At 68.5% G+C, this 10,647-nt stretch carries 10 protein-coding genes and 1 riboswitch; of the genes, 6 read left to right on the top strand and 4 right to left on the bottom strand.

Going from position 1 to position 10,647, the window contains the following annotated elements; all coding sequences use genetic code 11:
- The 3 genes from KD1_RS16645 to ligD all read right to left on the bottom strand — a co-directional run.
- Positions 1–219, bottom strand: a 219-nt coding sequence (locus KD1_RS16645) for a hypothetical protein (RefSeq protein WP_157073362.1), incomplete at its 3' end; no start/stop codon positions are given.
- Between the two features lie 129 nt (positions 220–348).
- Positions 349–975 carry a GNAT family N-acetyltransferase gene (locus KD1_RS13780; RefSeq protein ID WP_068402849.1) on the bottom strand — a complete coding sequence of 209 codons (627 nt, stop codon included), beginning with the start codon at positions 973–975 and terminating at the stop codon, positions 349–351.
- Between the two features lie 29 nt (positions 976–1,004).
- On the bottom strand, positions 1,005–1,985 hold the full coding sequence (gene ligD, locus KD1_RS13775) for a non-homologous end-joining DNA ligase (protein ID WP_068402847.1): 981 nt from the start codon (positions 1,983–1,985) through the stop codon (positions 1,005–1,007).
- Positions 1,986–2,045: 60 nt separating this feature from the next.
- On the opposite strand from ligD, the gene pcrA reads away from it, so the two are divergent.
- The 3 genes from pcrA (at position 2,046) to KD1_RS13760 (ending at position 6,537) form a co-directional block, all read left to right on the top strand.
- Positions 2,046–4,520: a DNA helicase PcrA gene (gene pcrA / locus KD1_RS13770; protein ID WP_068402851.1), complete on the top strand. Its 2,475-nt coding sequence runs from the start codon at positions 2,046–2,048 to the stop codon at positions 4,518–4,520.
- A gap of 17 nt (positions 4,521–4,537) precedes the next feature.
- Positions 4,538–5,338, top strand: coding sequence for an HAD-IIA family hydrolase (locus KD1_RS13765; RefSeq protein WP_068402846.1), 801 nt, complete (start codon positions 4,538–4,540; stop codon positions 5,336–5,338).
- Positions 5,339–5,541: 203 nt separating this feature from the next.
- On the top strand, positions 5,542–6,537 hold the full coding sequence (locus tag KD1_RS13760) for a type IV toxin-antitoxin system AbiEi family antitoxin domain-containing protein (protein WP_083542484.1): 996 nt from the start codon (positions 5,542–5,544) through the stop codon (positions 6,535–6,537).
- 131 nt (positions 6,538–6,668) lie between these two features.
- On the opposite strand, the gene KD1_RS13755 is transcribed toward KD1_RS13760, so the two are convergent.
- The gene (locus KD1_RS13755) at positions 6,669–7,511 is read right to left on the bottom strand and encodes a M23 family metallopeptidase (protein ID WP_068402844.1); all 843 of its coding nucleotides are present in this window, start codon (positions 7,509–7,511) and stop codon (positions 6,669–6,671) included.
- 281 nt (positions 7,512–7,792) lie between these two features.
- On the opposite strand from KD1_RS13755, the gene sucC reads away from it, so the two are divergent.
- From sucC to KD1_RS13740, 3 genes are all read left to right on the top strand, one after another.
- Positions 7,793–8,977: an ADP-forming succinate--CoA ligase subunit beta gene (gene sucC / locus KD1_RS13750; RefSeq protein WP_068402842.1), complete on the top strand. Its 1,185-nt coding sequence runs from the start codon at positions 7,793–7,795 to the stop codon at positions 8,975–8,977.
- An 18-nt stretch (positions 8,978–8,995) separates the two neighbouring features.
- Entirely contained in the window at positions 8,996–9,886 is an 891-nt protein-coding gene (sucD, locus tag KD1_RS13745) for a succinate--CoA ligase subunit alpha (protein WP_068402840.1), read from the top strand.
- A 173-nt stretch (positions 9,887–10,059) separates the two neighbouring features.
- Positions 10,060–10,201: riboswitch (FMN riboswitch) on the top strand.
- Between the two features lie 111 nt (positions 10,202–10,312).
- Positions 10,313–10,647 (top strand): bifunctional diaminohydroxyphosphoribosylaminopyrimidine deaminase/5-amino-6-(5-phosphoribosylamino)uracil reductase RibD (locus KD1_RS13740; protein WP_370670762.1); only part of this gene is annotated, 335 nt, incomplete at its 3' end.

Raw genomic sequence — 10,647 nt, 5'->3', positions numbered from 1 at the left:
CCCGGCGATCTGCGCCTGGATCCGATCCAGGTCCGCGATGTACCGCTGCGCCTCGGACTCGGAGGCGAACTGCTCGGGCACGACAACCTGACCGATCGCCTCTCCGGCCACCGCGAGCCAGTGTCGATCACCAGGCACCCCAGCGGGCACACCAACCACCGACGCGACCCCGGCCGGAGCCGGTCGCGTCGTACCTGGGTGCATCGCTGTCGTGGACATGCCTCCAAGTTTATAAGAACAGATGTCCTATTTGAAAGCGAACTTTAGGTTAACAACAGAGGGCGGTTTCGTGAAATGTGACGAACGGACCTCACATTCCAGAAACCCTGCACTCCGTGCAACGAACCCCTACATCTCCTCAGGCTCCGGCGCCGGCACATCGATCCAGAACGAATACTTCCCCGCAACCGTCATCGCCGGCACATCCGCCGACCCGTTCGTCTCCATCACCTGGACCCCGCCGCACCGCCTAATCACCGCCATCGACGCCTCGTTGTCCCGGTCCGTCGTCAGCAACACCCGGTCCAATCCCATCTCGCCAGCCAACTCCAGCGTCTGCCGCAACGCCTCGGTCGCATGCCCCTCGCCCCTCGCCGACGGCCGCACCGTGTAGCCGATGTGCCCGCCGTCCGCCCGCAGCGAATCGGTGAGTCGGTGACGCAACGCGATCGACCCGAGGTACCGGTCTCCGTCGATGAACCACAGGAACGTGCACGGCACCCACCCCGTTGGCCGCGCCGTCTCCTCGAGCTCATCGGCCCGCCGCGCCCGCACGAAACGCCGGAACTCCGCCGGGTCCTCGAGCGACTCGCGCGTGAACGTCAGACCGTCGAACCCCGCATCGGCCGGGAGCACCCACGCGCCGTCGCCCGGGACGAAATGGTTCGCGTTCGCTTCTCCGGCCGCGGCCAGTTCGTCAGCCGCCTCCAAGTATGAACGGTGGTAACGGGCGTCGGGGCGAACGATGTGGGCCATGGGTGCAGCGTAGATCCATGCCCCCGCGCTCACTGCGGCGCAGTCTCGTCCTCCGGCGGAGTCTCGACGCCCGCTGCCTCATCACGCGAGGCCCATTCGAGTAACGGCGAGATGTCGAAGACCGCCGCGTCGATGCCCGAGTAGAGGTCACCGAGCTCCGCAAATCGAGCGGGCACGGTGGCGATCGTGAAGTCATCGGGTTCGACGTCATCGATCTCGTCCCACCGGATCGGCGTGGAGACGGTCCCGCGCGGATTCCCCCGCACGCTGTACGCGGCCGCCATCGTGTGATCGCGCGTGTTCTGGTTGTAGTCGACGAAGATCGATGACGGAGCGCGGTCCTTGCGCCACCACGTCGTCGTCACGATCTGCGGTGCTCGCCTTTCGACCTCCCGCGCGAACGCCAGCGCCGCCCGCCGCACGTCGGCGAATCCGTGCTCCGGCCGGATGCGGACGTAGATGTGCAGGCCGCGTCCGCCGCTCGTCTTCGGCCACCCGATCGCGCCGAGTTCGTCGAGCACCTCATGGCAGACGTGGGCGACGCGCCGCACATCCGCCCAGGTCGCCTCCGGCATCGGATCGAGGTCGATCCGCCACTCGTCGGGTGTCTCGGCGTCCGCCCGCCGACTGTTCCACGGGTGGAACTCGACCGTGCTCATCTGCACGGCCCAGATGACGTCGGCCAGCCGCGTCACGCACAGCTCATCGGCATGCAGGTTGTACCGCGGGAAATGCAGCCGCACCGTCTCCACCCATGCCGGAGCGCCGCGCGGCAGCCGCTTCTGATGGACCTTGGTGCCGTCCACGCCGTCCGGGAATCGATGGAGCATGCAGGGTCGCTCGCGCAACGCGTTGACGATGCCCGGCCCGACGGCGAGGTAATACCGGGCCAGATCGAGTTTCGTCTCGCCCCGCTCGCTGAAGTACGGCCGTTGCGGGCTCGACAGACGCACCTCGAACCCGTCGACGTCAAGCATGACCGGATCGCCGTACTCGCCCTTGCGCGACATGAGGCCAGTATGGCGGCCGGTGAGCGTTGTCAGGGGTGGCACGTACGCTTGTCGGCGAACATGAGCAACCTCTTCGATCACCTTGATGCCCCGTGGCAGCCCGCCGACCAGGGCGGAGTGACTGCCGCGGGTGTGCCGTTGTGGGCGCTGGCCGACGACGCTCCGCCGCCGGACGACGCTCCGCCACCCCCGCCCGACTGGGCCGGTGACACGACCCGCGCCGGTTCGCTGCGCGACCCCGAGGAGCTGCTGGCCGGCCTCAACCCGCAGCAGCGTGAGGCCGTGGTCCACGAAGGTGGGCCGCTGCTCATCATCGCCGGCGCAGGGTCGGGCAAGACCCGGGTGCTGACCCACCGCATCGCCTACCTGCTCGCCGCGCGTGGGGCACAGCCGGGCCAGATCCTCGCGATCACGTTCACGAACAAGGCCGCCGCCGAGATGCGTGAGCGCGTCGAAGATCTGGTCGGCCCCCGCGCGAAGGCCATGTGGGTCATGACGTTCCACAGCGCGTGCGTGCGCATCCTGCGGCGCGAGGCGGCGAAGATCGGGTTCAAGTCGAGCTTCTCCATCTACGACGCCGCCGACAGCCAGCGCCTCATGGCCATGGTCATGCGCGACCTCGACCTCGACCCGAAGCGCTACCCACCGCGCTCCTTCTCGAACCAGGTCTCGAACCTCAAGAACGAACTCGTCGACGAGGAGGCGTTCGCCGCCAAGGCCGCCGACGGCACGCCCGCCGAGCAGGTGCTGGCCGAGGCGTACACGATGTACCAGCGGCGGCTGCGTCAGGCCAATGCGCTCGACTTCGACGACCTGATCATGACGACGGTGCACGTGCTGCAGGCCTTCCCGGACGTCGCCGAGTACTACCGTCGGCGCTTCCGGCACGTCCTCGTCGATGAGTACCAGGACACCAACCACGCCCAGTACGCGCTCGTGCGTGAACTCGTCGGCGGGGCCGGTTCGACGCAGGGTCTGGCCGGGCAGTCGGAGGCGCCCGCGGTGCCGCCGGCCGAACTCGTCGTCGTCGGCGATGCGGATCAGTCGATCTACGCGTTCCGCGGGGCGACGATCCGCAACATCCTCGAGTTCGAGGAGGACTACACCGACGCGCACACGATCCTGCTCGAGCAGAACTATCGCTCCACCCAGACGATCCTCACCGCCGCCAACGCGGTCATCGAACGCAACCCGGATCGCCGTAAGAAGAACCTGTGGACGGAGTCGGGGGAGGGGCCGCGGATCGTCGGGTACGTCGCCGACTCCGAGCATGACGAGGCAGCCTTCGTGGCGCGCACCATCGACCACCTACACGACGAACACGGGGTGCGTCCCGGTGACGTGGCCGTGTTCTATCGCACGAACGCCCAGTCCCGCGCCCTCGAAGAGGTGTTCGTGCGCGTCGGCCTGCCCTACAAGGTCGTCGGCGGCACGCGGTTCTACGAGCGCCGTGAGGTCAAGGACGCGCTGGCGTACCTGCGCGTCATCGCCAATCCGACCGACACGGTCAACCTGCGACGGATCCTCAACGTGCCCAAGCGCGGCATCGGTGACCGGGCGCAGGCCTGCATCACGGCCCTGTCCGAACGAGAACGCATCCCGTTCGTCGCGGCGCTGGGCCGACCCGACGACGCTCCGGGCATTGCGACCCGGTCGGCGACCGCGATCAAGGGGTTCACCGCGCTGCTCGAGGAGTTCCGCATGATCCACGAGGACGACGAGCGTGGTGTGGGGGACCTGCTCGAAGCCGTGCTGGAGCGTTCGGGGTACATCAGCGAATTGCGCCAGAGCCGCGACCCGCAGGACGAGACGCGGCTCGAGAACCTGGCCGAACTCGTCTCCGTCGCGCGCGAGTTCGATGGGCAGCGCGCCGAGACGGGTGAGGTCAACAGCCTCGACGACTTCCTCGAACAGGTGAGTCTCGTGGCCGATGCCGACGAGATCCCCGAGAACGACGAAGCGGCGGAGCAGGGTGTGGTCACCTTGATGACGCTGCACACGGCGAAGGGTCTGGAGTTCCCCGTCGTCTTCCTGACCGGTCTGGAGGACGGGACGTTCCCGCACATGCGGTCGCTGTCCGATCCCAAGGAATTGGCGGAGGAGCGTCGACTCGCCTACGTCGGCATCACGCGGGCGCGGGAGCGGTTGCACCTGTCGCGCGCTTCGGTGCGCTCGGCCTTCGGGGCGCCGCAGTACAACCCGGCGTCGCGGTTCCTGGATGAGATCCCCGCCGATCTCGTCGAGTGGGAACGGCTGGGCGGCGGCGGTCGCCTGGCTGGTGGGGCGGCGGGGCGTCGATTCGGCGCGGAACCGGCGGTGGCGACCTTGGCGCAACGGCCCGGGGTGAGGTCGCCGGGCAACCGGCCGTTGCTGTCGCTGCATGACGGAGATCGCGTCACGCACGACGCGTTCGGACTCGGCACGGTGGTGCGGGTCGAGGGCAGTGGCGACAAGACGCAGGTGCACGTCGACTTCGGCGGAGAGCACGGCACGAAGCGGTTGCTGCTGCGATATGCGCCCTTGGAGAAGATCTGAGACGCCACAATGTCGGAATGACCGAGCCGCACCCGATCGAGACGTGGTTGACCGACATGGACGGGGTGCTCGTCCATGAGGAACACGCCATCCCCGGAGCCGCCGACTTCATCGAGGCCCTCACGTCCGCCGGTCGCCCCTTCCTCGTTCTCACCAACAACTCGATCTTCACCCCACGCGACCTCCGCGCGCGGTTGCTCTCGAGCGGTATCGACCTCCCCGAGGAGTCGATCTGGACCTCGGCGATGGCCACGGCACAGTTCCTCGCCGATCAGCGACCGGGTGGGACGGCATACGTCGTCGGCGAGGCCGGTCTCACCACGGCCCTCCACGACGTCGGCTACATCCTCACCAGCCGCACGCCGGACTATGTGGTCCTCGGTGAGACGCGTACCTATTCGTTCGAGCAGATCACCCAGGCGGTCCGGTTGATCGAGCGCGGTGCGCGGTTCATCGCGACCAACCCCGATCCGAGCGGGCCATCGGCCGAGGGCACGCTGCCGGCGACAGGCTCGGTCGCGGCGCTGATCTCGACGGCGACGGGCCGCCAGCCGTATTACGTCGGCAAGCCCAACCCGCTCATGATGCGCAGTGCGCTCAACCGCCTCGAGGCCCACTCCGAGACCACCGTGATGATCGGTGACCGGATGGACACCGACATCGTCTCGGGTCTCGAAGCCGGGTTGCGGACGGCGCTCGTCCTCACGGGGTCGACCGGGCCGAGCGATATCGAACGGTTTCCGTACCGCCCTGAGGTCGTCGTGGACTCGATTGCCGATCTGGTCGAGGTCGTCGAGTCCGGAGGCCCGCTCAGCTGAGTTCCGTGCGCCGGTGACCGCTGTGGGGCCGAGCGTCACACGAAGCCGTCGTCCGTGGCACGTTATAACCGGTGACCGTGGAGCCCTTCCTGTGACGCTCGGCTCCGCGCGTTGCGGTCAGGGGGTCGCGGCGGTCGGTGCGCCCGTAAGTGACCTGGGGATAACTTTCCCGGGGTCCGCGCCATTTCCGGCACTGTGGGGCCGTGACGACCCGCGCCAATTCCCCCTTGCCGACCACTGTCGGGGTCGCCGTGCGGCTTCGCGGACACGCCACCACGGGGGATCTGCGCGACATGGGGTGCTCGGACGCGGACCTTCGCCGTTGGCGCCGATCCGGTGAGCTGGTCGCGCTGCGACGCGGGGTGTTTGCCCTGGGGTCCACGTGGCGCGCGGCGCCGCCGTGGGAACGACAGCGGATACGCGCGCTGGCCGTGTACGACCAGGTCGGCCGGGGCCGGGCCCTGAGTCATCACAGCGCACTGGCGGTCCACCGGGTCCAGGTCTTTGGGGTTGACGAGCGGGTGCACTTCGTGCCGGACCCCGCCGAACCGCCCGCCAGGAAGCGTGAGCGGCGGGCGGCGCCCACGGTGTCGCTGCACCCCGGGGTCCCGGCTGAGCTCCTCGTCACCTGGGGTGAGCGGCGCACGGTGACGGTGGCCGCGGCCGTGGCACAGGTTGCGGCGTCATTCGGGGCAGAGGCGGGATTGGTGTCAGCCGACTCGGCGCTGAACCTCGGTCGCATGTCCCGAGGCGATCTGCGCTCCGCGATTGACACGCTGCGGTTGCGGGTGGGGCGGCGCACTGCGGAACTGGTCGCCAAGCTGGCGGACGGGCGTAGTGAGTCGTCCGGTGAGACCCGGGTGCGGTGGTTGCTCCATCAATGTGGCATCGGCGATGTCGAACCGCAGGCGGCGATCATCGGCGATGACGGTCGGGCCTTCGCGCGCGTGGACCTGCTGGTCGATGGCGTGCTGGTCGTCGAGTACGACGGGGAGTCGAAGTACGGTGCAGCCGACTCGGCGGACTTTGCCGTGCTCAAGAAGGAGAAGCGTCGCGAGGACAGGATCCGACGCGCGGGTTTCGACGTTGAGCGGGTCGTCGCGGCAGATCTCTGGGAGCCGGCGGCGCTCGCCCGGCGGTTGGCGACGGCGTTGGCCACCGCCCGCGAGCGGTACGGGCCGGTCAGGGGGCCCGGCTAGTTCGGGCCCGGGGCCGCACGAACCGGGGCGCGTCACACGAAGAGTGCGAGCGTGGCAGGTTATTTCGTGTGACGCAGGCTTATTTCGTGTGACGGAGACCCGTTCCGGTGGCGCTGGGCGGAAGCAGTGGCTCAGAGACCGTGCGCCGCGAGCCAGGGCAGCGGGTTGACCGGAGCGCCGCCACCGGGGCGGATCTCCAGGTGCAGATGCGACCCGAAGGAGCGACCCGTGTTGCCGACCGTGCCGACACCATCGGCGCGCATGACCTGCTGGCCCACTCCGACGGAGATCGAGTTCATGTGGCCGTACCGCGAGACGGTGCCGTCGTGGTACCGGATCTCCACCATGTTGCCGTAGCCCGACATCCACCCGGCGTAGGTCACGGTGCCCGACGACATCGCCACGAGCGGAGTCCCGGTCGCCGCGCCATAGTCGACACCGGCGTGCAGTCGGCCCCAGCGGTAACCGAAACCGGAGGTCAGCGGCGCCCCACCCGGAATGGCGGACGTCCAGTTCTTGGCGAGCTTGCGACGCTCCGCCTCGGCGGCGGCAGCCGCCTTCGCTGCGGCCCGGGCGCGAGCAGCCGCCTTGGCGGCAGCCTTCTGACGCGCCTCGCGGGCCTTGGTGCGGGCGACACGCTCACGTTCCTGCTGGCGACCCTGCAGCGCAGCCGTCGCGCTGGTGGCGGCGGAGCGTCGTGCGTCGAGTTCATCGTTGACGGCTTGCGTGGCGGCCACGGTGGCGCGGGCGTCCTCGGCCTGGGCGACAGAGGCGAACGAGGAACCCGCCGCCATGGGCGCGGCATCGCTCGGCGTGTTCGACGGCTGGGCCATCGCTGCGCCGGAGGCGGTCGCCAGCAGCGTCGCTGCAGCCGCGGTCGGCAGGGCGTAACCGGTGGTCAGGGCAGCCGGGAGGCGAAGGCCAGTGCGGGGTTTGCGGTGTCGGCCACCATGCCGCGGCACGTAGTGAGTCACGCCCGAAGAACCTTCCGAAAGGGAGAGAGAACAGTGACGTCAGAGCTGGGGGGATCTGATGCCTCGGCGAGACTAGCGTGACCAATCCGTTATGCAAAATCGATGTCCACATGGGAACTTTGCGAGTGTGAGATGGCTCACGCCCGCGCGTTTCTCATGGTGAACCCGCCATACGGCTGCTGTGTTCGTCATGCAACCATTCGCAGTGGCCAACGCGGGCCAACGTCCGGGCGTGACCTCGCGCGGACCCATTACGACACAGTGAGGACGGACGAAGTCTCGTGGATCTGTTCGAGTACCAAGCACGTGATGTGTTCGAGAAGCATGGTGTCCCGGTGCTTGCCGGCGCCGTCGCCACCACGCCCGAGGAGGCTCGCGCGGCGCACGAGACCATCGGTGCGAACTCCGGTGGCGTGACCGTCGTCAAGGCCCAGGTCAAGACCGGTGGCCGTGGCAAGGCCGGTGGCGTCAAGCTGGCCAAGTCCGCCGACGAGGCCGAGGCGAACGCCACGGCGATCCTCGGCATGGACATCAAGGGCCACACCGTGCACAAGGTGATGATCGCCCAGGGTGCGCGCATCGCCGAGGAGTACTACTTCTCGGTGCTCCTCGACCGCTCCAACCGCAACTACCTTGCGATGTGCAGCAAGGAGGGCGGCATGGAGATCGAGCAGCTCGCCGTCGAGCGCCCCGAGGCCCTGGCCCGGATCGCCGTCGACCCCAACGTCGGCATCGACGAGGCCAAGGCCCAGGAGATCGTCGACGCGGCCGGCTTCGACGCCGAGACCGGCGCCAAGATCGCCCCGGTCCTGGTCAAGCTCTGGGATGTCTACTCCCAGGAGGACGCCACCCTCGTCGAGGTCAACCCGCTGGTCAAGACCGAGGAGGGTGACATCGTCGCCCTCGACGGCAAGGTCACCCTGGACGCCAACGCCGACTTCCGTCAGCCGGAGCACGCCGCCCTCGAGGACGAGCTGGCCGCCGACCCGCTGGAGGCCAAGGCCAAGGGCATGGGTCTGAACTACGTCAAGCTCGACGGCAACGTCGGCATCATCGGCAACGGCGCCGGTCTGATGATGTCCACCCTGGACGTCGTGGCCTACTCCGGTGACGACTTCACCGGTGGCGCGGCCAAGCCGGCCAACTTCCTCGACATCGGTGGCGGTGCCTCGGCCGAGGTCATGGCCAACGGCTTGGACGTCATCCTCGGCGACGAGCAGGTCAAGTCGGTCTTCGTCAACGTCTTCGGTGGCATCACCTCCTGTGACGCGGTCGCCAACGGCATCGTCGGCGCGCTCAAGGAGCTCGGTGACAGCGCGACCAAGCCGATCGTCGTGCGCATCGACGGCAACAACGTGGCGGAAGGCCGCCGCATCCTCGAGGAGTTCAACCACCCGCTGGTGAGCGTCGAGGAGACCATGGACGGCGCGGCCCGCAAGGCTGCCGAACTCGCTGCGGCGAACTGAAGGGCGGACTGAACAGACATGGCAATCTTCCTCAACGCTGACAGCAAGGTCATCGTCCAGGGCATGACCGGCTCCGAGGGCATGAAGCACACCACGCGCATGCTCGCCTCCGGCACCAACATCGTCGGTGGTGTCAACCCCAAGAAGGCCGGCCAGAGCGTCGACTTCCCCGAGGGCAAGCAGATCCCGGTGTACGGCACCGTCGCCGAGGCCATGGACGCCACGGGCGCCAACGTCTCGGTCGTCTTCGTGCCGCCGGCGTTCGCCAAGAGCGCGGTCATCGAGGCCATCGACGCCGAGATGCCGCTGGTCGTCGTCATCACCGAGGGCATCGCGGTCAAGGACACCGCCGAGTTCTTCAACTACTCGGTCGGCTCCAAGACCCGCATCATCGGCCCCAACTGCCCCGGCATCATCACGCCCGGCCAGTCCAACGCCGGCATCATCCCGGCCGACATCTCCGGCCCGGGTCGCATCGGTCTGGTCTCGAAGTCGGGCACGCTGACCTACCAGATGATGTACGAACTGCGGGAGTTCGGCTTCTCCTCGGCCATCGGCATCGGCGGTGACCCGATCATCGGCACCACCCACATCGACGCGCTCGAGGCGTTCCAGAACGACCCCGAGACCGACGCCATCGTCATGATCGGTGAGATCGGTGGCGACGCGGAGGAGCGTGCGGCCGCCTACATCAAGGAGAACGTCACCAAGCCGGTCGTCGGCTATGTCGCGGGCTTCATGGCTCCGGAGGGCAAGACCATGGGTCACGCCGGCGCCATCGTCACCGGCTCGGCCGGCACCGCCCAGGCCAAGAAGGAGGCCCTTGAGGCTGCTGGCGTCAAGGTCGGCAAGACGCCGTCCGAGACCGCCGAGCTCATGGCCGAGATCATGCGGGGCCTGCAGGGCTGACCTGCGGCCTTCCCGGATCGTCAGGGCCGTCACCCACTCGGGTGGCGGCCCTGACGCCGTTCGGCGCACCACCCGCTCGACGCCCGCGCCCTGTCACCGAGCGTGAGTGTGGACACACTCTGCCGAGCCCCGCGCGGCCGATGCTATGTTGCTCGGGTACGAGATCTTCACGTACGCGTGCTCCGGGGTCGGTGTAATTCCGAACCGGCGGTGATAGTCCGCGAACCTGCGGTGGAGGGGTGACCCGAAGCCACGGGCCGATCCGGTGGAATTCCGGGACCGACGGTGAAAGTCCGGATGAGAGGCAGCACGCGACGGCGATCCGTCCGCGAGTCTCCGGGCACGCGAGCGGTCCTCCGTCGTGCGGTGACGACCCAGTCGTCACCGGGGTACCCCGGGCAGGTGTACCGAGCGACAGGAGCACCGGTGCCGCACCAGGCCACCCCAACCGAGGTCGAGGCGATGCGCCGCGCCATCGAGTTGTCGCGCCTCGCGCTGGGCCGCACCAGCCCCAATCCCGTCGTCGGGTGCGTCATCCTCGACGCGGCCGGCGAGATCGCCGGTGAGGGCTTCCACGCGCAGGCCGGGCGCCCGCACGCCGAGGTCGAGGCGCTGCGCGCGGCCGGAGCGTCGTCACGCGGGGGAACCGCCGTCGTCACCTTGGAGCCGTGCAACCACACCGGCCGCACCGGCCCCTGCACCCAGGCCCTGCTCGACGCCGGCATCGCCCGCGTCATCGTCGCGGTCACCGACCCGGATCC

It is taken from the genome of Kribbia dieselivorans NBRC 106261 (assembly GCF_001552435.1).
GTDB classification, from domain to species: domain Bacteria; phylum Actinomycetota; class Actinomycetes; order Actinomycetales; family Dermatophilaceae; genus Kribbia; species Kribbia dieselivorans.
The sequence above is the reverse complement of the archived record's forward strand: the minus strand, read 5'-3'. Positions and strand labels throughout refer to the sequence as shown.

Bases quoted from the DNA above. Each gene is read 5' to 3' on its own strand.
- sucD (WP_068402840.1), top strand. From the start codon at position 8,996: ATGGCAATCTTCCTCAACGCTGACAGCAAGGTCATCGTCCAGGGCATG.
- KD1_RS13780 (WP_068402849.1), bottom strand. From the start codon at position 975: ATGGCCCACATCGTTCGCCCCGACGCCCGTTACCACCGTTCATACTTG.
- pcrA (WP_068402851.1), top strand. From the start codon at position 2,046: ATGAGCAACCTCTTCGATCACCTTGATGCCCCGTGGCAGCCCGCCGAC.
- KD1_RS13765 (WP_068402846.1), top strand. From the start codon at position 4,538: ATGACCGAGCCGCACCCGATCGAGACGTGGTTGACCGACATGGACGGG.
- ligD (WP_068402847.1), bottom strand. From the start codon at position 1,985: ATGTCGCGCAAGGGCGAGTACGGCGATCCGGTCATGCTTGACGTCGAC.